14 protein-coding genes are annotated in these 22,909 nt (G+C 69.8%); 6 read left to right on the forward strand and 8 right to left on the reverse strand.

Annotation, left to right across the window (positions count from 1 at the left end):
- Positions 1 to 19 precede the first annotated feature (19 nt).
- From FHX80_RS09490 to FHX80_RS09505, 4 genes are all read right to left on the reverse strand, one after another.
- Positions 20 to 1,534 carry a bifunctional glycosyltransferase/class I SAM-dependent methyltransferase gene (locus FHX80_RS09490; RefSeq protein ID WP_145763800.1) on the reverse strand — a complete coding sequence of 505 codons (1,515 nt, stop codon included), beginning with the start codon at positions 1,532 to 1,534 and terminating at the stop codon, positions 20 to 22.
- A 73-nt stretch (positions 1,535 to 1,607) separates the two neighbouring features.
- A complete protein-coding gene (locus tag FHX80_RS09495) occupies positions 1,608 to 2,816 on the reverse strand; it encodes a hypothetical protein (RefSeq protein WP_244318188.1) in 1,209 nt (402 codons plus the stop codon).
- Between the two features lie 301 nt (positions 2,817 to 3,117).
- A complete protein-coding gene (locus FHX80_RS09500; RefSeq protein ID WP_145763801.1) occupies positions 3,118 to 6,684 on the reverse strand; it encodes a bifunctional glycosyltransferase/CDP-glycerol:glycerophosphate glycerophosphotransferase in 3,567 nt (1,188 codons plus the stop codon).
- A gap of 395 nt (positions 6,685 to 7,079) precedes the next feature.
- On the reverse strand, positions 7,080 to 7,697 hold the full coding sequence (locus FHX80_RS09505; protein ID WP_145763802.1) for a TetR/AcrR family transcriptional regulator: 618 nt from the start codon (positions 7,695 to 7,697) through the stop codon (positions 7,080 to 7,082).
- Positions 7,698 to 7,816: 119 nt separating this feature from the next.
- Here FHX80_RS09505 and FHX80_RS09510 point away from each other — a divergent pair, with 119 nt between their 5' ends.
- Positions 7,817 to 8,758, forward strand: a complete 942-nt coding sequence (locus FHX80_RS09510; protein ID WP_145763803.1) for an ABC transporter permease — start codon at positions 7,817 to 7,819, stop codon at positions 8,756 to 8,758.
- Entirely contained in the window at positions 8,751 to 9,530 is a 780-nt protein-coding gene (locus tag FHX80_RS09515) for an ABC transporter ATP-binding protein (protein WP_145763804.1), read from the forward strand. The genes FHX80_RS09510 and FHX80_RS09515 overlap by 8 nt, the downstream gene beginning before the upstream one ends.
- An 84-nt stretch (positions 9,531 to 9,614) precedes the next feature.
- On the opposite strand, the gene FHX80_RS09520 is transcribed toward FHX80_RS09515, so the two are convergent.
- Positions 9,615 to 14,681 (reverse strand): NAD-glutamate dehydrogenase, encoded by a 5,067-nt coding sequence (locus tag FHX80_RS09520; RefSeq protein WP_145763805.1) that lies wholly within the window; start codon positions 14,679 to 14,681, stop codon positions 9,615 to 9,617.
- A gap of 390 nt (positions 14,682 to 15,071) precedes the next feature.
- On the opposite strand from FHX80_RS09520, the gene FHX80_RS09525 reads away from it, so the two are divergent.
- Complete coding sequence (locus FHX80_RS09525; RefSeq protein ID WP_145763806.1) at positions 15,072 to 15,638, forward strand: DJ-1/PfpI family protein; 567 nt, start codon at positions 15,072 to 15,074, stop codon at positions 15,636 to 15,638.
- A 101-nt stretch (positions 15,639 to 15,739) separates the two neighbouring features.
- Here FHX80_RS09525 and FHX80_RS09530 read toward each other — a convergent pair whose 3' ends face one another.
- Entirely contained in the window at positions 15,740 to 16,420 is a 681-nt protein-coding gene (locus FHX80_RS09530) for an HAD family hydrolase (RefSeq protein WP_145763807.1), read from the reverse strand.
- 49 nt (positions 16,421 to 16,469) lie between these two features.
- Positions 16,470 to 16,976, reverse strand: a complete 507-nt coding sequence (locus FHX80_RS09535; RefSeq protein ID WP_145763808.1) for a DUF6912 family protein — start codon at positions 16,974 to 16,976, stop codon at positions 16,470 to 16,472.
- 289 nt (positions 16,977 to 17,265) lie between these two features.
- Here FHX80_RS09535 and FHX80_RS09540 point away from each other — a divergent pair, with 289 nt between their 5' ends.
- Positions 17,266 to 17,685 (forward strand): Rv3235 family protein, encoded by a 420-nt coding sequence (locus FHX80_RS09540; protein WP_145763809.1) that lies wholly within the window; start codon positions 17,266 to 17,268, stop codon positions 17,683 to 17,685.
- Between the two features lie 338 nt (positions 17,686 to 18,023).
- On the opposite strand, the gene secA is transcribed toward FHX80_RS09540, so the two are convergent.
- Positions 18,024 to 20,834, reverse strand: coding sequence for a preprotein translocase subunit SecA (gene secA / locus FHX80_RS09545; RefSeq protein ID WP_145763810.1), 2,811 nt, complete (start codon positions 20,832 to 20,834; stop codon positions 18,024 to 18,026).
- A 241-nt stretch (positions 20,835 to 21,075) separates the two neighbouring features.
- Here secA and FHX80_RS09550 point away from each other — a divergent pair, with 241 nt between their 5' ends.
- Together FHX80_RS09550 and FHX80_RS09555 are read left to right on the forward strand one after the other, a co-directional pair.
- The gene (locus tag FHX80_RS09550; protein ID WP_145763811.1) at positions 21,076 to 21,663 is read left to right on the forward strand and encodes a GNAT family N-acetyltransferase; all 588 of its coding nucleotides are present in this window, start codon (positions 21,076 to 21,078) and stop codon (positions 21,661 to 21,663) included.
- 53 nt (positions 21,664 to 21,716) lie between these two features.
- Positions 21,717 to 22,892 carry a winged helix-turn-helix domain-containing protein gene (locus tag FHX80_RS09555; RefSeq protein ID WP_145763812.1) on the forward strand — a complete coding sequence of 392 codons (1,176 nt, stop codon included), beginning with the start codon at positions 21,717 to 21,719 and terminating at the stop codon, positions 22,890 to 22,892.
- Positions 22,893 to 22,909 lie beyond the last annotated feature (17 nt).

A 22,909-nucleotide genomic window follows, 5' to 3' on the forward strand; every position in this document is an offset into this window, starting at 1 on the left:
GGGTTCGTGGGCGGTCGCCTCAGACGCCGACCCGGCCGGCAGGGACGTACTGTCGGTTGAGGATGTCCTGTACATCGACGTGCTCTCCAGCGATGATCGTCTCGGCCGCATGCGGGGTGAGCAGTGCGACGTGCTGATAGCCGAACAGGGTCGGCCGGATCCGGGTCAGCAGCCTCGACAGCCCGCCGAGTACCGCGGCGAGCGGGCCGCGCCCGAGCAGCGACCAGAACGGCGCCCCCGTCGAGGCGATGTCCAGGACGTCGTAGCCCGCGTTGCGGACCGTACGGCGCAGACTGGCCCGGGTGAAGAACCGCAGATGCGTCTCGTCGAGGATGCCGCGGCGGTCGTAGTCGAAGGCGCCGAGCGCGACCCGCAGCCGTGAGTACCAGTGGCTGAAGTTCGGTACGGACAGCAACACCCGGCCACCGGGCCGGAGCACGGTGGCGACCTCGGTGAGCACCCGCTCGGGTCGGGAGAGATGCTCGATGACGTCCCCGGCGACGACGTAGTCGAAGTCGACGCCGATCTCGACCGGCAGGCCCTCCTCCAGGTTGGCCAGGTGGAAGTACGTGCACTTCTCGCGCACTCCGGGCACCTCGACGAAGTCCACACCGGTCACCTCGTGGCCGAGTGCCTCCAGCCGCTCCGCGAACAGACCGCCGGAACAGCCGAGGTCCAGGACCCGGCCGGGCGGCAGCTTCCGCATCTTCTCCAGGATGACCGCGTGCGAGGAGCCGTCGCCCTCCTTGAAGGCGTACTCGACGGGCTTGGGAATCCAGGCGCAGGTGCCGAACCCCTTGACCGCCAGGCGGTATTCGAGGACGTCCTTGATGACGTCCTTCGCGTACTTCATGCCGTTGACGTAGCAGATCTCGTCGCCGTAGTACGTGGGCACCGGGATCTCCTCGATCCGCATTCCCGCGTTGAGCAGCTGGACGATGATCTGGGTGTCGAAGTCGAAGGCGTCGGTGTTCCGGTCGATCGGCAGCCGCTTCAGCGCCTCGACGCTGTAGGCACGGTATCCGGAGTGGAATTCGGTCAGCCGCGAACCGAGCAGGCCGTTCTCCAGCCGGGTGAGAATGCGGTTGCCCAGCCATTTGTAGAGCGGCATACCGCCCTTGAGGGCGTTGCCGGATTTCATCATCCGCGACCCGAACACCGCCTCGCATTCGCCGCGTTCGATCGGGGCGACCATGTCGGGGATCAGTTCCGGGGCGTACTGTCCGTCGCCGTGCAGCAGCACGATGATGTCCAGTCCGTGCGCGGCTGCCAGCGCGTATCCGGCCTTCTGGTTTCCGCCGTATCCAAGATTCTTGGTGTGCCGCATCACCACGGTCCGCGGCATTCCCTCCGCCTGGGACCATCGGCAGCCGGCGGTGAAGGTCGCGTCATGACTCGCGTCGTCGAGAATGAGGATCTCGTCGATCCGGGACCGGAAATCCTCCGGAATACGGTCGAGGGTCTTCTCCAGCGTTGTCTCCGCGTTGTACGCGACCACCAGGATGCCGATCCTGGGGCTCGGGCTTTCCTTCACGGGGCGTTCTCCAGTTGCGCTCGGTGCTGGGGTCGGGAACGGACGGTGGTGGGTACGGCGCCGGTGTCCGCGATCAGTTGACGGTGGATCCGGAAGGCTGCGAGGTACGCGGAGCGGAGAGCGGCGCCCGCCCGGCGGGGGTCTTCGCGGGTGTGTCCGGCCGAGTGGCGAGGATCCGGCGGACGCCGGTGGCGAGGCCGGCCGCGAGGACGATCCATCCGGCGGCGCCCACGTACATCACCGGCTCGCTCCAGCGCACGGCGGAGCTTCCGCTGTAGCCGAGAATGGCCGTCAGCCCCACCACACAGCTGTACGCGAGCCCTTCCCAGAACCCGAGAACGAACGTTCCGGCGGCCCCCCAGGTCAGGTACTGCAGACCGGAGGCGGTGGACAGGAGCAGCAGCAGGCCCAGCGTGACGCCGACGACCCCGGGCAGTTGCGCGGGCCGCAGCCACGCCAGCCAGACCCCGGCGGCCACGCAGACCAGCACGAAGAGGAAGTGGCCGCCGCCCTGCATGAAGGTGATGACGGAGTCCGGCAGCCCGAGGACGTCGGCGAACCTGACGAGCCCCCAGAGGCGGTAGCTGCCGCCCGCGTACTCCAGGACGTTCTGCTTGAGATGCTGCGGCACGGTCACCAGGACCGGCCCCCACACCAGGGCGAACAGTGCGCCGAACCCGGCGGCGAAGCGGACCAGTACCGGCCGGCCGCCGCGCAGCGCGGCGACGAACAGCGCCGGCACCACCACCACCGGAATGAACTTGACGCTGATCGAGAGCGCCGCGGCCACCCCCGCGGCCAACGGCGACTTCCGGTCGGCCAGCAGATGGGCGGCGGCCAGGGCGAACATGATGGCGACTTCGTCGGTGTTGCCGTGGTAGCCGGAGGTGGCGATCAGCACCGGGCTGGCGGCCACTCCGACGCCGCACAGCACGGCCTTGCCCAGGGTGGCGCGCCGCCGGACGATTTCGAACACCAGAAGTGCGCAGAAGAAATCGGCGATCGACGCGGGTGACCGGATGAGCGTGGCGAACGACATTCCGAGTTCGGAAAGGCTGTTCAGACCGAGCAGCATCCAGCCGGCCAGTGGCGGGTGGTTGTAGACGGGCAGTCCGGGCAGCGGCTGCTCGTAGATCCGAACGGGGCCGTACACGGTGAGCGCCTTGGCGAACCCCGCGAAGATGCGCACATCGGCCGGGCCCGGCATATTCGCCGCGATGATCATGCGAGTCAGGAGGCCGACGGCCGCGGCGACGAGCACAACGGCTCTTGCGCGTCTCACGTCCCAGGATTCGCACCACATTCGGATACCCATGAAAGCAGAACGTAGCAACCCCGCGACGCTATGCGACGCACCGATGAACATACTTATGTAGCTTGCGGGTCGAATGCCCTGCGGGTCTGCGCAAACGCCGGGAATACCGAATCACTCGAAAGGTCCATGCAGTTCGCACGGCCCGTGCGTCAATTTCTGTTCACCACCGCGTCGCACAGCGGTTCCTTATACGCCGGTGCCCGGCCGGTTGGGGTACCGGCCGGGCACGTGTGCCCCTCGCTGGGCGACGTTTCGCGGGATATCCGGACTACAGCATCCGGTCGACCACTCGCGCGGTCGCACGGCCGTCGTCGAGGTCGCAGAAGTCCCGCCGGAATGCCTCGTACGCTTCCGCGTGTCCCGCGATGGCCCGGACCGGGTCGCGCAGGGCCGCGATGAGGTCGTCGGAGCCCGGGATCAGCGGGCCGGGAGCACGCGCCTCGAAGTCGAAGCTGAACCCGCGCAGCGTGTCGCGGTAGTGCTCCAGGTCGTAGGTGTGGAAGAGCATCGGACGGCCGGTCTGGGCGAAGTCGAACATCAGCGAGGAGTAGTCGGTGACCAGCGCGTCACTGATCAGCATCAGCTCGCCGACGTCCGGGTAGCGCGAGACGTCGCGGACGAATCCGGTGCCGCTGTCCGGGAGGCGGTCGGTGACCATGTAGTGACGGCGCACCAGCAGGACGGTGTCCGCGCCCAGTTCGCGTTCGGCCGCGGCCAGGTCGAGCTGGAGGCCGAGGGAGTAGCGCCCGCCGCCCAGCTGCTGGTCCTCGCGCCAGGTCGGCGCGTACAGCACGACCCGCTTGCCCTTGGGGATCCCGAGCCTCTCCCGTACCGCTTCGGCGACCTTCGTGCGGTCGGGGGCGTGGAAGATGTCGTTACGGGGATAGCCGCACTCCAGGACCTCGCCCTCGAAACCGAACGAACGGCGCAGGACGGGGGTGGAGAAGGTGTTCGGGGAGACCAGGAAGTTCCACTGCGCGGCGCGCTGCTTGAGCGTCGCGATGTACGCGGCGTTCGCCTGGATCGTGCCCGCGAGTTCAAGGCCGATGCGCTTGAGCGGGGTGCCGTGCCAGGTCTGGACGACGGTCTGGTCCTCGCGCCGCAGGAACCACTCGGGCAGCTGCGTGTTGGTGACGATGTGCCGGCTGCGGGCCAGCGCGTCGTGCCAGGCGGCCGAGCCGTGCTCCACGGCGGTGGCGCCCGCGGGGATGATGGCCTGCTGGTCGCGCACCACCCACAGGTGCTCCAGCTCGACTCCCCTGAGCACCAGTTCCTCGTAGACCGCACGCGGCGAGTCGGAGAACTGGCGGCCGTCGAAGCTGCTGTAGAGCACGGCCTCGCGCAGCGGCGCGGTGCGCTGTGCGGCGTAGGAGTCGCTCAGCAGCTTCTTGGCGCGCAGGCCGCGCTCCGAGACGGTGAGCACCGGGGCGGAGACGACCAGGAGCTGGTCGCCGAAGCGCCGCTCGATGGTGTAGTCGCGGCCGGAGAGGGTGCGGGTGGCGGGCAGGGTGCGGAAGGCGGAGGCCGGGATGCGCAGCGCGATGTCGCCGGTCTCGTCGCCCGCGCCCTTCTCGCGGAAGAAGAAGTACCAGTTGCCCTCACCCAGCGGGAGCGGGCCGCCGGGTCCCTCGACGGCGTCCGGCCGCAGTTCGGCCCGGAAGCGCCGCGCGTCACCGCCGCCGTCGCCGTTGCCTTCACCGTCACCGTCGAACTTGACCGGGAAGGTCGCCTCCTCGCGGTGGCTGCTGTTCTGGACCACCAGCTCGACGGGGTGTTCCGGGTCCTCGGGGAACGTGCCCTCAAGGATCAGCCGCCCGTCCTCCGTCCAGCTCGCCAGCTCGACGGACGGCTGCACGGTGCGGTCGCTGATCAGCAGGTTCCCGCGGGAGCTCGTGACGAAGGCGAGCTCGCGGCGTACGCCGTCCGCGCCGTCGCCGACCGCGTAGCGGCCGGGCGGCACGGGGCCCGGCACGTCGATCGGCGTCTTCTGGTTCTTGGGGCCGACGAGGTGGACGCTGTACCCGAGGTTCTTCGGTGTGTCGTCCGCCGGACGGGCCTCGGTGACGGCCGCGAGCGGGAGCTCGGCGGTGAACCGGAGCCAGCCTGCGGCCGAGGACTCGGTTCCCTCGCCCACGGTGACCGGGACGTCGAACGCGGTGCCGGTGGCCTTGTGGGTGAGGCCGAGCCGCAGGGAGCCCTTGGCGAGGCGGTCACGGACCATGCCGGACACCACGACGGTGCCGGACGTGTCGCCCGCGCGGTGGGTCTCGAACCGGGCGTCGATCCGCTCGGCGTGCAGCACCAGCTTGTCGTCGTCGAAGGCGGGGACGATCCGGTGGTCGCCGTCCGGCCGGAACACGGGCGGCGCCACGGGGGCCTCGCGGACGGAGGGGAAGGCGCGGCGCAGCAGGCCGTTCCTGGCGATGCCGACCTCCAGGCGCCAGGTGAGCTGCTTGGGGGTGCCGTCGGCGGCGATGCGCAGCTTCGCCGGGTCGACGACCGCCTCGAAGCCCGCCCGGTCGTAGTCGTGCAGGCTCTGGCGGGAGCGTGCGGTGGCCTCCGGCTCGTCGGTCCTGCGCAGCCGCAGCGGCACCACGTTGCGCCGGCCGGCCCGCAGCCAGCCGATCCGGAACTCGCTGGGGCCCGAGGCGACGGGCAGGTTGCGGATGTAGGCGTACCCCTTGAGGTGCAGCTTGCCGTCCCGCCACTGCGCGTCCCGGAGCCGGGCGGCGAGCGGGAGGTCGCGGTCGGCGACGCGCAGCACCTGGGCCGGCACCGGCCGCTTCAGCACCGGGTACCCGGCCTGCCGGCGGCGCACCCCGCGTACGGCGAACGCCCCGGGCTCGCGCTTGTCGTAGGCGAGCAGCGCCAGCAGTTCCTCCATGCGGTGCTCGCGCACCAGGTACCACATCAGGCGCAGCCGCAGCGGGAGTCCGTCGAGAACCGACGGGTCGACCTGGTCGAGGAAGGCGTTGCAGTGCGTCAGGAAGGCCTCGCGGTAGTCCGCGTCACCGTCGGGGAGGACCTCCATGAAGTACCAGAGGTCGTTGGCGAGGGCGTGCGCCTCGTAGTGGTTCTTGTCGGCGGCCGGGCGGTTCTCCGCCAGGAAGGTGGAGACCCCCTGCACGTGCGCGACCCGGTCGCGGACGCCGCGGACGACGGCCCGGCTGGTGGTGATCGAGCCCGGCCGGTCCCGCCAGTGGTAGACGGGGTCCTTCACGATGTCGACGGAGCCGGCCAGGAAGTGGGCCGGCAGCACGACGGGGATGTCCTCGTAGAGCGCGCCGACCGGGAAGGCGAACTCGTGCTTGTCCCAGAAGGAGCGGCGGAAGACCTTGTTGCAGGCGATCCGGTCTCCGAGGAGCTCCAGGTCGCGGGAGACGTGGGTGCGCAGCCGTGTCGTCGCCATCGGCTTGCGGAACATCGGCGACTGCTGGAGCCTGCCGCCGGCGCGCAGCCGCAGCACGTTGCCGGACGCGAGGTCCGAGCCGGTCTCCTCCAGCGCCCCGACGAGCAGCTCGTACGCGTTCGGCGGGATGATGTCGTCGCTGTCGACGAAGGCGAGGTAGCGGCTCTCCGGGTCGCAGTTGCGGACACCGGTGTTGCGGGCGTGCCCCAGTCCGCCGTTCTTCTGGCTCACCAGCCTGAAGCGGTCGTCCTGCGCGGCGAATTCGGCGGCCAGAGCTGCACTGCCGTCGGTGGACCCGTCGTCGACCATCACCACCTCGAGGTCGGTCATGGTCTGCTCCGCGAGGGACTTCAGGCAGTCCGTCAGGAAGAGTTCCACGTTGTAGACGGGGACAACGACACTGAGCCGTGGCGGCATGTTGAGCACGTCCGTTCATCGGGGGCCTGGCTGTCCGTATGGCTCAACCGTGTGACCGGTCGGGGGTCACCGGTTACGGTCCCGAACGCGTGACTACGCCTGCACCGTGCTCACCCCGTGGGCAGAGCCGCTCCGATCCAGGGTTCGTCCTCGGCGGTGACGGCAGTGCCCGGGGCTTCGCCCGGACGGCCCGGGAGCACGGTGTGGCGCATGCTCCGGGAGGCCCGGTGGGCGGCCCGTCCACCAGACTATCCGATGGACCGGCAGCTCCTGAAAACACACTCACACCCCGGTCCGAAGCGCAACCGGGGACGGGGCCCGCCCCAGCCCGGTGGTCCCGAGCGGGTCTGCCACGGGCGGGGACGCGGGGTGCGCGTCACCGGCCCGCCCCGCCCCGCCCGCGGTCAGCGGGTGAGCGCGGCCACGGCCGAGGCCGCCAGGTCGTCCAGATACCCGGCGGGCAGCTCGCCCCGGACCACCGCGAGGCGCCAGTAGAGCGGGCCGACGATCAGGTCGAGGGCGCGCTCGGGGTCGCTGCCCTGTGGCAGTTCGCCGCGTGCCACGGCGTCCCGTACGACCACCGCGGCGATGCCCAGCTGCGGGTCGAGCAGGGCGGCCTTGATGGTGGCGGAGATCTCCGGGTTCCGGGCCGCCTCCACGAGCAGGTCCGGGATGACCTGGGAGGCCAGCGGGTGGCGCAGGGCGTAGGCGGCCAGTTCGAGCACGGCGCGGACGTCCCCGTACAGCGAACCGGTGGCCGGGGCGGGCATGCCCTGTACCGCGACGGCGGAGACCAGGTCCAGGACCAGGTGCAGCTTGGACTTCCAGCGGCGGTAGACCGCCGTCTTGCCGACGCCCGCGCGCCGGGCGATGCCCTCGATCGACATCCGGGCGAAGCCGACCGCGGCCAGTTCCTCGAAGACCGCGCTGCGGATCGCATCGGTCACGTCCTCGCGGAGCACGGCGGCTCCGGCGGGGACACGGCGGCGGCTTCCCGGCTCGGTGGTCATGACCCGAATCATAGTCCGTGACGACGAAACGGTTGCGTTGCGACGCCAGCACGTCCTACCCTCTGCGTTACGACGATACGGTTCCGTTCCGTCGATTGTGTGTTTGTTCCCGCCCCTCGACGAAAGCGATCGTGGTGAGCCAGACAACAGCCCCGGCAGCCCCGGTGGACGCCCCGCCACCCCTGCTCCCGCCCGTGTACGCACCGGGAGAGCTCGCCGCCCTCGCCGCTAGGCACGGGCTGACCGTGAGCGGGGCGAGGCCGTCCCTCCCGGAGTACGTCCGGCAGCTCTGGGGACGGCGGCACTTCATCACGGCGTTCGCCACCGCCAAGCTCACCGCCCAGTACAGCCAGGCGAAGCTCGGCCAGATCTGGCAGATCATGACCCCGCTGCTCAACGCGACGGTCTACTACTTCATCTTCGGCGTCCTGATGAAGACGAAGCACGGCGTCCCGGACTACGTCCCGTTCCTGGTCACCGGCGTCTTCATCTGGACCTTCACCAGCAGCTCGATCACCGCGGGCACCCGTGCGATCAGCGGCAACATCGGGCTCGTACGGGCCCTGCACTTCCCGCGCGCCTCGCTGCCGATCGCGCTGGCCCTGCAACAGCTCCAGCAACTGATCTTCTCGCTGGGCGCGCTGGTCCTGATCCTGCTGGCGTTCGGCCAGTACCCGCAGCCCTCCTGGCTGCTGGCCGTACCGGCCCTGACGCTGCAGGCCGTCTTCAACACCGGCATCTCGATGATGATGGCCCGGCTGGCCGCACGGACCCCGGACATCGCCCAGCTGACGCCGTTCGTGCTGCGCACCTGGATGTACGCGTCGGGCGTCATGTGGAGCATCGGCACGATGCTCCAGGGCGACCGGGTGCCGCACCTGGTGAAACTGGCACTGGAGATCAATCCGGCCGCCGTCTTCATCAACCTGATGCGGTTCGCGCTCATCGACAGCTTCGACGGCGCACAGCTGCCCCCGCACGTGTGGGCGATCGCCGCGGGCTGGGCCCTGGTGTGCGGTGTGGGCGGATTCATCTACTTCTGGAAGGCCGAGGAGAGTTACGGACGTGGCTGACAGCACTTCGCCCGGAGTACCGACGGTCGTCGTCGACGACGTCCACATCACGTACAAGGTCAACGGCGCCCGCACCGGAAAGGGCAGCGCCACCTCGGCCCTCAGCCGGCTCGCCTCGCGGCGGCAGTCCCCCGGCGTGCGCGAGGTGCACGCCGTGAAGGGGGTCAGCTTCGCCGCGTACAAAGGCGAGGCGATCGGTCTGATCGGCTCCAACGGCTCGGGGAAGTCGACGCTGCTGAAGGCCATCGCCGGTCTGCTGCCCGCCTCGAAGGGCCGCGTCCACACCCAGGGCCAGCCCTCGCTCCTCGGGGTGAACGCCGCGCTGATGAGCGATCTGACCGGCGAGCGCAACGTCGTCCTCGGCGGACTCGCGATGGGCATGAGCCGGGCCGAGATCCGCGAGCGCTACGAGGAGATCGTCGAATTCTCCGGCATCAACGAGAAGGGCGACTTCATCACCCTGCCGATGCGGACGTACTCCTCCGGCATGGGCGCCCGGCTGCGCTTCTCGATCGCCGCGGCCAAGAACCACGACGTGCTGCTGATCGACGAGGCCCTGTCCACCGGCGACGCCAAGTTCCAGCGCCGCAGCAAGGACCGGATCATCGAACTGCGCCAGCAGGCCGGGACGGTCTTCCTGGTCAGCCACCACAACAAGTCGATCACCGAGACCTGCGACCGGGCGATCTGGCTGGAGGCCGGAACGCTGCGCATGGACGGCCCGGCGAAAGAAGTGGTCGCCGCCTACGAGAAGTTCACCGGCAAGAAATAACCGCTCCCACCACCGAGCACGCCCGACGAACGGGGGCGGGGCGGCCACCGGATCCACCCGGCAGCCGCCCCGCCCCCGTCACCGTCACATGTGCGTACGCAGCAGCGTCCGCATCGTCCGCATGGCCACCGACAGGTTCGCCAGGTCGAACGCGTCCGACCCCTGGATCTCCTCCAGCGTGGAGCGCGACCGCGTCAGGATCGCCGCGTTCTTCTCCTCCCACGCCTCGAACCGCTCCTGCGGCGTGGACGCCCCGTTGCCCACACTCAGCACGTCACCCGTGAGCGCCGCATGCGCCGCGTACAGGTCCTCGCGGATGGAGGCACGGGCCATCGACTGCCAGCGGTCGGCCCGCGGCAGATCGATGATCCGGTCCATCAGCTGGGTGATGCCCAGCCGGTCCGCCAGGTCGTAGTAGACCTCGGCGACGGACAGCGGGTCCTTGCCGGTACGGTCCGCGATCGCCACGATGTCGAGCGCCGGGAAGGCGGACGAGAATCCGGCGACGCGCTGCGCCAGCTCGTCCGGAACCCCCGCCTCGGTGAGCTCGTCCAGGATCGACTGGTACCACTTCTGGTCGGCGCCCATCAGCATCTTGGGCAGCTCGGCCCAGACCTGCTCGACACCGGCCCGGAAGAAGTCGATCGTCCCGGCGATCTCCAGCGGCTGCGGCCGGTTGCCGAGCAGCCAGCGCGAGCCGCGCTCGACGAGCCGCCGCGAGTGCAGCCTGATCCGGGTCTGCACATCGGCGGGCACCTGGTTGTCGAGCGCCTCCACGGCGTCCCACACCCTGCCGAGCCCGAAGATCTCGCGGGCCGCGACCTGCGCCCGCACGATCTCCTCGATCGAGGCCCCGGTCTCTTCCCGCAGCCGGTGCAGGAAGGTCGAACCGCCGCTGTTCACCGTGTCGTTGACCAGCACCGTGGTGATGATCTCGCGCCGCAGCGCGTGCCCGTCGACCGCGTCCGGGTACCGCTCGCGCAGCTGCTGCGGGAAGTAGGCGTGCAGCAGCTTCTGCAGGTACTCGTCGTCCGGGAGCGTCGTCCCGATCAGCTCCTGCGCCACCGTGATCTTCGTGTAGGCGAGCAGCACGGCCAGCTCGGGCTGGCTGAGCCCCTTGCCGGCGCTCAGCAGCTCGCGGATCTGCCGGTCGTTGGGCAGGAACTCCAGCGCCCGGTCGAGGTGGCCGTCGCGGCCCAGCCTGCGCATGAAGCGCTGGTGGGCGTGGAGCAGCGAGGGCGCCTGGGCGACCGCGTTGGAGAGCGCCGTGTTCTGCGCGTAGTTGTTGCGCAGCACCAGCCGGCCGATCTCGTCGGTCATCTCGGCCAGCAGCTTGTTGCGCTGCTTGACGGTCATGTCGCCGTCCCGCACCAGACCGTTGAGCAGGATCTTGATGTTCACCTCGTGGTCGGAGGTGTCCACCCCGGCGCTGTTGTCGATCGCGTCGGTGTTGATCCGGCCGCCGGTACGGGCGAACTCGATCCGGCCGAGCTGGGTGGCGCCGAGGTTGCCGCCCTCGCCGACGACCTTGGCCCGCAGGTCCTCGCCGTTGACGCGGATCGCGTCGTTGGCCTTGTCGCCGACGTCCGCGTTCGACTCGGCGGAGGACTTGATGTACGTACCGATGCCGCCGTTCCACAGCAGATCGACGCGGGCCTTGAGGATGGTCTGCATCAGGTCGGCGGGCGTCATCTTGGTGACCCCCGACTCGATGCCGAGCGCCTCGCGGACGTGCGCGTTGATCGGGATGGACTTGGCGCTGCGCGGGTGGACGCCACCGCCCGCGGAGATCAGTTCCTTCTTGTAGTCGGCCCAGGAACTGCGCGGCAGGTCGAAGAGGCGGCGCCGCTCGGCGTACGAGATCGCGGCGTCCGGCTTCGGGTCGATGAAGATGTGCCGGTGGTCGAAGGCCGCGACGAGCCGGATGTGCTCGGAGAGCAGCATCCCGTTGCCGAACACGTCACCCGACATGTCGCCGACGCCGACGACGGTGAAGTCCTCGGACTGGATGTCGTGGCCGCGCTGGCGGAAGTGCCGCTTGACGGACTCCCAGGCGCCCCGGGCGGTGATGCCCATGCCCTTGTGGTCGTAACCGGCGGAGCCGCCGGAGGCGAACGCGTCACCCAGCCAGAAGCCGTACGAGACGGCGACCTCGTTGGCGATGTCGGAGAACTTCGCGGTGCCCTTGTCGGCGGCGACGACGAGGTAGGTGTCGTCCTCGTCGTGCCGGACGACGTCCTTGGGCGGCACGACCTCGCCGGTCACCATGTTGTCGGTGATGTCGAGCAGCGCCGAGATGAAGGTGCGGTACGAGGCGATGCCCTCGGCCAGCCAGGCGTCACGGTCGACGGCCGGGTCGGGAAGCTGCTTGGCGACGAAGCCGCCCTTGGCGCCGACCGGCACGATGACGGTGTTCTTCACCATCTGCGCCTTGACCAGGCCGAGGATCTCGGTACGGAAGTCCTCGCGCCGGTCCGACCAGCGCAGACCACCGCGGGCGACCTTGCCGAACCGCAGGTGGACACCCTCGACACGCGGCGAGTAGACCCAGATCTCGAACGCCGGGCGCGGGGCCGGGAGGTCCGGGATGGACTGCGGGTCGAACTTCATCGACACGTAGTTGTGCGGCTTGCCGCTGTCCGCGCGCCGGCCTGTCCTGTCGTCCTCCTCGATCGCGCTCTGGAAGAAGTTCGTGCGCAGAGTGGCCTTGATGACGGTGAGGAAGGACCGCAGGATCCGGTCCTCGTCGAGCGAGGCGACCTGGTCCAGGGCCCCGTCGAGCTCTTCGAGGAGCCCGTCGGTCAGCTCCGTGCCCGCGCTCTGGCGCTCTGGCGACATCCGGGCCTCGAAGAGCGAGACCAGCAGCCGGGTGGTGTGGACGTTGTTCTGGAGCGTGCTCTCCATGTAGTCCTGGCTGAAGGTCGATCCGGCCTGGCGCAGGTACTTCGCGTAGGCGCGCAGCACCATCGCCTGCCGCCAGTTCAGACCGGCGCTCAGCACCAGCGCGTTGAAGCCGTCGTTCTCGGCCTCGCCGGTCCACACGGCGGCGAAGGCCTCCTGGAACCGCTCACGGGCGTCGTCGGGCAGGTAGCTGCCGTTGCCCGTGGCCTGCGGCATCCGCAGCCCGAAGTCGTAGATCCAGGCGTGCGTGCCGTCCGCGCAGCGCAGCTCGTACGGGCGCTCGTCGACGACCTCGACACCGAGGCGCTGGAGCGCCGGGAGGACGGCGGAGAGGGAGACCTGCTCGCCGGTCCGGTAGATCTTGAAGCGGCGCTCGCCGGGGGCGGCGCCGACCGGCTCGTACAGGCTGAGGGCGAAGTCCTGCCCGTGCTGCTTGAGGGCTTCGAGGTGGACCAGGTCGGCCACGGCGGCACGCGCCGAGTGGTCGGCCTTGTAGCCCTCGGTGAACGAGTGCCCGTAGTGGCGCAGCAGCTCGGCGGCGCGCTCCTCGCCGCACTCGGCGTTCAGCGCCTCCTGGAATCCGTCGGACCAGGAGCGGGCGGCCTCGACGAGCCGGGCCTCGATGCGGTCGGCCTCGGCGTCGGTGAGGCTGGGCAGCTCGCTGCCGGGGGCGACCCGGACGACGAAGTGCAGCCTGGAGAGGATCGACTCGGTGTTCCAGGCGGTGAAGTCGACGCTGGTGCCGTTCAGCTCCTCCTTGAGGATGTCGATCAGCCGGAGGCGCACGCCGGTGGTGTAGCGGTCGCGCGGCAGGTAGACGATCGCGGAGTAGTAGCGCCCGTACTCGTCCTGGCGCAGGTACAGCCGGAGCCGGCGCCGCTCCTGGAGGTAGAGCACCGACGTGACGACGGAGCGCAGCTGGTCGGGCGGCGTCTGGAACAGCTCGTCGCGCGGGTACGTCTCCAGGATCTGGAGCAGGTCGCGGCCGTCGTGGCTGTTGTACGTGAAGCCCGCGCCCTCCAGCACCTCGGCGACCTTGCGGCGGACGACGGGCACCCGGCGCACGGACTCGGTGTAGGCGGCGGACGAGAACAGTCCGAGGAAGCGGCGCTCACCGATGACGTTGCCCTCGGCGTCGAACTTCTTCACGCCGACGTAGTCGAGGTAGCTGGGGCGGTGCACGGTCGAGCGGCTGTTGGCCTTGGTCAGGATGAGGAGCTTGTGCTCCCGGGCCTTGGCGCGGGCGTCGGCGGGCAGCCGGTCGAAGGAGGGGCTGACCGGGTGTGCCTCGTCCTCGCTGTGGTGCGGGTCGGAGCGCAGGATGCCGAGGCCGGTGCCGGGCACGGCGGCCAGCGCATCGGAGTCCTTCAGCTCGTACTCGCGGTAGCCGAGGAAGGTGAAGTGGTCGGCGGCGAGCCAGCGCAGCAGCTCCCTGGCCTCGTTCACCTCGTCGTCGGCGAGGTCGTCGAGCGGCTCGCCGGGCAGGTCGTCGGCGATGCGCAGCGCGGCGTCCCGCATCTTCTCCCAGTCCTCGACGGTCTCCCGTACGTCGGACAGCACACGCAGCAGATCCGCCTGGATCTGCTTGAGGTCGGCGCGGTCGGACTCGCGGTCGATCTCGACGTGGATCCAGGACTCGACGAGCGCGTCGTGCGGCAGCTCGGCCTTGGCGTCCTTCGCCCCCTTGGCGTTCTTGCGCCCGTTCTGCACGCCGGTGGAGATGCCCGCGCCGTCGGTGAGGACCTCGATCAGCTTGCCGGCCACATCGCGCCGGACGATGACCTGCGGGTGGATCACGACATGGATGCCACGTCCCTGACGGGACAGCTCATTGGTGACGGAGTCGACCAGGAACGGCATGTCGTCCGTGACGACCTCGACGACGGAGTGACTGCAGGTCCAGCCGTTCTCCTCGACGGTCGGGGTGTGCACCCGGACGTTGGCCGTGCCCTGCGGGCGGTTCCCCGCGAGCCGGTAGTGGGAGGAGGCGGCGCCGAAGACGTCGACCGGGTCCCGGCCGCCGATGTCCTCCGGAGCGGTGTGGAGGTAGTAGCGCTGGAGATAGGCCAGCAGTACGTCCTGGCCCGGACGCTCCTGCCCGGCCCCGGTGCCGTCGTCGGCCACGGTGGCCGCAACGTGCACCCGGGGGGTACCGCCCGGGCCACCGACACCACCGCCCCGGCTGTTGTCAGCTACCTTGGCGGCCCGTACGAGCAGCTCGGCCTTGGCTTCGTCCAGCTTGGTCTGCATGTCCTCTGGCTCCTGTCGCGCGCCGTTGCGTGACGTAGGTGAAAAAGACGACGTACCGCCACGACACGGGGTTTCCGGTCTGAGTCGACGCTATGCCGCTATGAGAGACGCCCGTGACCTTATTAGCCATTTTTGGCACTCGGGTCGGGCTGAGGGGATCAGTCAGGGCCCGGGCACTGTGGCACTCCGGGCGCAGGTCGGGGGCTTCGCTGCCCCCGCGACGTATCGCGCTGATCACGGGGTCCAGGCTATCTCGCTCGCCCCGGTCACCGTCACGAGCCGTTTGGGTACAAAGAAAACCCCGAACTTTGACACTCTGGACAGCGCGTCGGGCCGCGCTGTCGCACTCTGGTACCCGAAACAGGCCGACGACCCGTGGGGAGCCCAGCCATGGCACCGAAGATCCTGATCGTCACCGGCGACGCCGCCGAGTCCCTGGAAGTCCTCTATCCGTACCAGCGGCTGCGCGAGGAGGGGTACGACGTCCGCATCGCAGCCCCCTCCCGCAAGACGCTGCGCTTCGTGGTCCACGACTTCGAGCCCGGCTTCGACACGTACACCGAGAAGCCCGGCTACACCTGGCCCGCCGACCTGGCCTTCGCCGAGGTCGACCCGGACGACTACGTGGCCCTGGTCGTGCCGGGCGGCCGCGCCCCCGAGTACCTCCGCAACGACGCCGACCTGCGCAAGATCCTCACGGCGTTCTTCGACACGGACCGCCCGGTGGCCCAGATCTGCCACGGCCCGCTGATGACGGCTGCGGCCGGTGTGCTGAGGAACCGCCGGGTCACGGCGTATCCCGCGCTGGAACCGGACATGGACACGGCCGGGGCCGCGTTCCAGGACACCGAAGTCGTGGTGGACGGCACCCTGGTCTCGTCCCGCGCCTGGCCCGACCACTCGGCCTGGATGCGTGAGTTCCTGACCGTGCTCCGCACCAAGGCCCCGGTCACCTGAGCCGCCCTGCACCGCACGAAGGCCCGGGCCGCCCGATCCACCCTGCTCCGTATGGGGGCCCGGGCCGCCTGGGTACCGGCTCCCCCGCAGCCGCTGCTCGGCTACCTGCTCTGCCCGCCCAGCTGCTCGGCGAGCGCCGCGGCTTCGGCCAGGGTGTCCACGACGGGCACCCCGGCTTTTTCCAGGCTGGCCCGGCTGTGCGAACCACCCGTGTAGAGCACCGCTCTCGCACCGACATGGGCCGCGGCCACCGCGTCGTCCACCGCATCGCCGATGATCACCGCGTGCTCCGGGGATATCCCGTCCAGCGCCGCGAAATGCCGCTCCATGTGCTGCGCCTTGCTGCCGCCGGAGCGCCCGGTGCGGCCGTCGACGCGGAGGAAGTGCCCCTCGATCCCGTATCCCCGCACCACGGGGACCAGCTCATCGTGTCCGTACATGCTCAGCAGGGACTGGCTGCGGCCGGCCTGCTGCCACTGCGCGAGCAGCTCCGCGGCCCCCGCCGTCAGCCCGCAGCCCGTGCGCTGCTCGGTGTAGTGGCGGTGGAAGGCCACGTCCATCAGATCCCACTCGGCCTCGGTGGGCAGCCGGCCCATCAGCCGTTCGTAGAACCGGGGTATCGGGATGCAGTACATCTCCCGGTACTGGTCCAGGCTGATCGGCGCCACGCCGACCTCCCCGAACGCGGCGTTCGTCGCGCCGACGACCGCGGTGTTGTCGTCGAGCAGCGTGCCGTTCCAGTCCCAGACCAGATGTGTGCGGTACTTCCCCTGCGTCCCCATGCCGAGAAAAATACCCGCCGCCACTGACAACCGCCGCGGCGGCCGTTCCTCAGCCGATCAGGCTCTCGATCTCCTGGATGCCGAACCACAGCAGTTCGTGGTCCTCGGCCCCGTCCACGGTGAACTGCGCGTCGCCGTCACCGAGGTCCGCCGCCCCCAGCGCTGCCGCGGCCGCGCTGACGTCCTTGTCCGCCTCGTCCGAGTCGACGTGCACCGCGGCAGCCTTGGTCAGCGCCACCGCGGAGGCGATCGTGACCTCACCGAGCGACGAGGCGTCCAGGATGTGGTCCGGATCGGCGACCGCGGCCCCGTCCGGCACATCGACCGCGACGACGACGCGACGGCGGGCGGCACCGGGGTCCCCGGCGATCATCCGCAGCGACGCGGACGCGGCCCGGTTGAGCGCCGCGTACTCCAGCTCCTCGATGTCGTCGGAGACGTACCACTCACGCAGTCCGGGGGTCACCGCGTACGCGGTGAGCGGACCGGGGCCCAGCTCGCCCGCCCTGTGCGCCGCTGCGAGACCGGAGAGGGTCAGGGGGACGTACACGCGCATGGCTTGGCCGCTTTCGTAGTCGGAGACGCCCTCAGGATACGTGCGACGTCCCCCTTTGGGGTTACCTGTACGGGCCCCGCCCCGTCCACCCGGCAACCGCCGCTCACCCTGCCCGCCCCGTCCCCGCCACCCCCTCCCGTCCCGGCCCACCACCCGGATAGGTGAATTCCTGGCACCCTCCACCGGCCGCGCCGACGCTTGCGGCCGCGCCGCCGCCCCCGTAGAAGATCCCCAGCAGAAGTTACCGCCCGGTATACGCCGGGCCTCTGAAGCACGGGGGCGATGAGCAGTGACCATGAACAGGACCCGGCCCGCCGGACGGCACGACGCACGCAGGCCCGAAACCGTCCCCACGCAACGCCACCGGACACCCCGGCGCATCCGTCCCCACCAGTGGTTCGCGGAACGCCTCCTGGCGGTCCTCAGCGGCCAGCGCCCCGTCCACTGGATGCTGGGCCACACCATCGGCGATGCCTACGACCAGCTCGCCGAACTGGCCCCAGCCACCCCGCTCCGCAGCCGCGGCGCCCGCCCCGTGATCCGCATGTGCCGCGGCGCCCAGCCGGCCCCGGGCGTGGTGGAGGCCTGCGCGAGCATCGCGGCGGGCGAACAGGTCCGCGCCATGGCCTTCCGCCTGGAACAGGGCCCCGACCTCCGCTGGCGCTGCGCCGCGGTGGAACTGGGCAGCACCCCGGCCCGCCATCCCTGACCGAAGGAGAGTCCATCCCCCATCCCCATCCGTAAGGGTCTGTACGACCCACAGAGGCCCGTACAAACCCCTCCCGACCACAGTCCCTCCCCGTCTCTCCCTACCGACGCACCCAGCCCCCGTTCCAGCCCCTCCGGCGTTTGAGGAGCGGGGCCCGGGGCGGAGCCCCGGTTGCGGGAAGGGGCGGGCAGGGGACCAGGCCTGCAGCAGGCGCACCCCACCCGCACCCACCCCGCACCGCCGAGCCACCCCCACCCCGCACCCACCCCACGCACAACGGCCGGGGCCGAACACCCAACGGTGTCCGGCCCCGGCCGCGATCCAACGATCAGCGCACGCTACTTCTTGCGGCGCCGCCCACCCCCACCACTCTTCTGCGCCTTGCGCCGCTCAGCCCGGGTAAGACCGTCGGACTCACCACCGACCCCGTCACCGTTGGAGAAGTCGCCCTCGACGACGCCGCCCTCCCCGTCCACCGTGGGAGCGGAGAAGTGCAGCCGGTCGGGCCGCTGCGGAGCGTCGAGCCCCTTGGCCCGGATCTCCGGACGCGCCGCCGGGACCGCGTCCTCCTTGGACAGCGAGGTCCCCGCGTCCTGCACCGGCACCTCCTCGACCTGCTGCTCGACCTGGACCTCCAGGTTGAACAGGTAGCCGACGGACTCCTCCTTGATGCCCTCCATCATGGCGTTGAACATGTCGAAGCCCTCGCGCTGGTACTCGATCAGCGGGTCCTTCTGCGCCATGGCCCGGAGGCCGATGCCTTCCTGGAGGTAGTCCATCTCGTAGAGGTGCTCACGCCACTTGCGGTCCAGTACGGACAGCACCACGCGCCGCTCCAGCTCACGCATGATGTCGGAGCCGAGCGTCTTCTCCCGCTCGTCGTACTGCTCGTGGATGTCGTCCTTGACCGACTCGGCGATGAACTCGGCGGTGACCCCGGCGAGATCCCCGGCGGCCTCCTCCAGCTCGGCGACCGTGACCTTCACCGGGTAGAGCTGCTTGAACGCGCCCCACAGCCGGTCCAGGTCCCACTCCTCGGCGAACCCCTCCGCCGTCTCCTGGCGGATGTAGTCGTCGATCGTGTCGTCCATGAAGTGGCGGATCTGGTCCTGCAGGTCCTCGCCCTCCAGGACCCGGCGCCGCTCGCCGTAGATGACCTCACGCTGCCGGTTGAGCACCTCGTCGTACTTCAGGACGTTCTTACGCGTCTCGAAGTTCTGCTGCTCGACCTGCGACTGGGCCGAGGCGATCGCCCGCGTCACCATCTTGTTCTCGATCGGCACATCGTCGGGCACATTGGCCATCGACATGACGCGCTCGACCATCTGGGCCTTGAACAGACGCATCAGGTCGTCGCCCAGCGACAGGTAGAAGCGGGACTCGCCCGGGTCGCCCTGACGGCCGGAACGACCGCGCAGCTGGTTGTCGATACGGCGCGACTCGTGCCGCTCGGTGCCCAGGACGTAGAGCCCGCCGAGCTCCTTGACCTCGTCGTGCTCGGCCTTCACGGCCAACTCGGCCTTCTCCAGCGCCGCGGGCAGCGCGGCCGCCCACTCCTCGACGTGCTCGACCGGGTCGAGTCCGCGCTGACGCAGATCCGCCTCGGCCAGGTCGTCGGGGTTGCCGCCCAGCTTGATGTCCGTACCGCGGCCCGCCATGTTCGTCGCGACCGTGACGGCACCCTTGCGGCCGGCCTGCGCGATGATCGGCGCCTCCCGGTCGTGCTGCTTGGCGTTGAGGACCTCGTGCTGCACGCCGCGCTTCGACAGCTGCTGCGAGAGGTACTCGGACTTCTCGACCGAGGTGGTGCCGACCAGGATCGGCTGGCCCTTCTCGTGCTTCTCGGCGATGTCGTCCACCACAGCGGCGAACTTCGCGACCTCGGTGCGGTAGATCAGGTCCGACTGGTCGGCCCGGACCATCGGCCGGTTGGTCGGGATCGGCACCACGCCGAGCTTGTAGATCTGGTGGAACTCGGCGGCCTCGGTCATCGCCGTACCGGTCATGCCGGAGAGCTTGCCGTAGAGGCGGAAGAAGTTCTGCAGGGTGATCGTGGCGAGGGTCTGGTTCTCGTCCTTGATGTCCACCCCTTCCTTCGCCTCGATCGCCTGGTGCATGCCCTCGTTGTAGCGGCGGCCGGCGAGGATACGGCCGGTGTGCTCGTCGACGATCATGACTTCGCCGTCGATGACGACGTAGTCCTTGTCCTTCTTGAAGAGTTCCTTGGCCTTGATGGCGTTGTTGAGGTACCCGACGAGGGGGGTGTTCACCGACTCGTAGAGGTTCTCGATGCCGAGCCAGTCCTCGACCTTCGCGACACCGGGTTCGTGGATCGCGACGGTCCGCTTCTTCTCGTCGACCTCGTAGTCGCCGGTCTCCTCGATGCCCTTGAGCGGGTTGCCCGCCTCGCCCTTGGACAGCCGGGTGACCAGCTTGGCGAAGTCGGCGTACCACTTGGTGGCCTGGTCGGCGGGGCCGGAGATGATCAGCGGGGTCCGGGCCTCGTCGACCAGGATCGAGTCGACCTCGTCGACGATCGCGAAGTTGTGACCGCGCTGGACGAGCTCGTCCTGCGACCACGCCATGTTGTCGCGGAGGTAGTCGAAGCCGAACTCGTTGTTCGTGCCGTACGTGATGTCGCAGCCGTACTGCTCGCGGCGCTGGGCCGGCGTCATGTTGGCGACGATGCAGCCGACGTCCAGTCCGAGGAACTTGTGGACCCGGCCCATCATCTCCGAGTCACGCTCGGCCAGATAGTCGTTGACCGTGATCAGGTGCACGCCCTTGCCGGAGAGCGCGTTGAGATACGCGGGCAGCGTGCCGACCAGGGTCTTGCCCTCGCCGGTCTTCATCTCGGCGACGTAGCCGAGGTGCAGGGCTGCGCCGCCCATCATCTGAACGTCGTAGTGGCGCTGTCCGAGAACCCGCTTGGCGGCCTCACGGACGGTCGCGAATGCTTCGGGAAGCAGGTCGTCCAGGCTCTCGCCGTCCGCGTACCGTTCTTTGTACTCGTCGGTGAGCGCCCGCAGCTCGGCGTCGGAGAGGTTGACGAAGTCCTCTTCGATGGAGCTGACCTGGTCCGCGATGCGGTGCAGTTTGCGCAGGATCTTGCCTTCGCCTGCACGCATGAGCTTGTTGAAGACGGACACTGAGGCTGGTCTCCTTGCCGGTCGGGCCTGGCACTGGGTCGTGTTATGGACTCTGGCGCGGGCACGGCAGGTGGGCCCCACCGCAACGGCCATCGTAAGCGAGGACCCCGCCGCGCCGGGAGGGCTGCCACCGCGTTGAGCTTGCAGTGCCCTTCCGGGTCAACGGCCGAAGGGCGCCGAAGGTGCCGGGAAGTCCGAAAAGTGCTCGCCCCGCACCCGGGCCGGTCATCAGAATCCGTACATGGAGCCGATTACTCTCACCACCGACCGCCTGCTGCTGCGCCCTTTCGCCCTGGGCGACGCGGACGACGTGTACGCCGCATGCCAGGACCCGGACATCCAGCGCTGGACGGTCGTCCCCTCCCCCTACAGCCGCACCGACGCGGAGCTCTTCACCAGGCAGTTCTCCCCCGACGGCTGGCAGGACGACTCCATGTACAACTTCGCCGTCGTACTGCGCGACGGCGGCGCCCTGACCGGTGCGCTCGGCATCAACCGCCGCAACCAGCCGGGCACCTACGAGGTCGGGTACTGGACCGCCGGGGAGCACCGCGGCCGCGGCTACACGACGGAAGCGGTCCGCCGTGCCGCCCGCTGGACCTTCACCTCACTCGGCGGGGACAGGCTGGAGTGGCGGGCCGAGACCGGCAACGTCCCCTCGCGGGCCGTGGCGCTGCGGGCCGGCTTCCGTATGGAGGGCGACCAACGCTCCGGGCTGCTCAACAAAGGGGTGCGACGCGATACGTGGACCGGTGCGCTGCTCCCCTGCGACCTCGGCCTGCCAGGGACCTGCGCCTACCTTCCGGCGGTCGCCCGCACCCGCCCATGAGGGTCACGGAACTCCCGGCCGGCGTGTCAGTGCCGCCCTTTAGGGTTCGAGGCATGACGCCTGTGCAGCCACCCGCAGCCGAACTCTCCGCCGATCAGGCCCGCCGGATCGCCCTGCGCGCCCAGGGCTTCCTGGGCGCGCCGGACCGCCGGGCCGGGGTGCCGGGCGTGCTGCGGCACCTCGGTGCCGTACAGCTCGACACGATCTCGGTGCTCGCGCGGTCGCACGAGCTGATTCCGTACGCGCGCCTCGGCGCGGTCGGCAGGCGCACGGTCGAGGAGGCGTACTGGTCGGGTGGTCGCGCCTTCGAGTACTGGTCACATGCGGCGTGCATCCTGCCGGTCGAGGAGTGGCCGCACTTCGCCTTCCGCCGCCGCGCCTACCGCGCGCGCCCGCAGTGGCACCACGACCTGCCTGACGGTGCGTACGACACGGTCATCAAGCAGTTGCGCGCCGAGGGCCCGCTGACGGCCACGGAGCTGGGCGGCGCGAAGAACGGCGGGGAGTGGTGGGACTGGTCGGCGTCGAAGGTCGCCGTCGAGCGGGCCCTGATGTACGGCGAGGTGGTGTGCACCGAGCGACGCGGCTGGAAGCGGGTCTACGACCTCGCGGAACGCGCCCTGCCCGACGCGCTGCTCCACGACGATCTGGACGACGCGGAGTGCACGCGCCGGCTGGTGGCACTCGCCGGCCAGTCGCTGGGCGTGGGCACCCGCGCGGACATCGCCGACTACCACCGGCTCAGGGGCGAGCAGTTCGACGCCGTGGTCGCCGACTCCGGTTTGGTACCGGTGACGGTGCAGGGCTGGGCGAAGCCGGCCTGGGCCGATCCGGCGGCGCTGGCCTCGGAACCGCGCGGCCGGCACCGTACGACGCTGCTGTCACCGTTCGACTCGCTGGTCTGGGAACGGGCGCGCACCGAACGGATCTTCGACTTCACCCACCGGCTGGAGGCCTATGTCCCCAAGCCCAAGCGAATCCACGGCTACTTCGCGATGCCGCTGCTGGCGGGCGGCAAGCTGCAGGGCCGGGTCGACCCGGCGCGCGAGGGCACGACGCTGGTTGCCCGGCAGGTGTCCCTGGCGGGCCCGAAGGCCGTGACCCCGATGGCGGAGGCACTGGTGGAGGCGGCGTCGTGGGTCGGCTGCACCGAGGTCCGGCTGGAGCGGGTCGACGCACCGGAACTGCGTGGGCCGCTCACGCGGGAAATCGCCCGCGTCCTGGCATGACCGCGCATTCCAGGGGC

Origin of the sequence: Streptomyces brevispora, from assembly GCF_007829885.1 — a bacterium.
Taxonomy (GTDB): domain Bacteria; phylum Actinomycetota; class Actinomycetes; order Streptomycetales; family Streptomycetaceae; genus Streptomyces; species Streptomyces brevispora.

Excerpts from the sequence above, each read along its gene's own strand:
- FHX80_RS09505 (WP_145763802.1), bottom strand. The coding sequence starts at position 7,697 with ATGATTCGGGTCATGACCACCGAGCCGGGAAGCCGCCGCCGTGTCCCC.
- FHX80_RS09520 (WP_145763805.1), bottom strand. The coding sequence starts at position 14,681 with ATGCAGACCAAGCTGGACGAAGCCAAGGCCGAGCTGCTCGTACGGGCC.
- FHX80_RS09525 (WP_145763806.1), top strand. The coding sequence starts at position 15,072 with ATGGCACCGAAGATCCTGATCGTCACCGGCGACGCCGCCGAGTCCCTG.
- FHX80_RS09530 (WP_145763807.1), bottom strand. The coding sequence starts at position 16,420 with ATGGGGACGCAGGGGAAGTACCGCACACATCTGGTCTGGGACTGGAAC.
- FHX80_RS09535 (WP_145763808.1), bottom strand. The coding sequence starts at position 16,976 with ATGCGCGTGTACGTCCCCCTGACCCTCTCCGGTCTCGCAGCGGCGCAC.
- FHX80_RS09550 (WP_145763811.1), top strand. The coding sequence starts at position 21,076 with ATGGAGCCGATTACTCTCACCACCGACCGCCTGCTGCTGCGCCCTTTC.
- FHX80_RS09555 (WP_145763812.1), top strand. The coding sequence starts at position 21,717 with ATGACGCCTGTGCAGCCACCCGCAGCCGAACTCTCCGCCGATCAGGCC.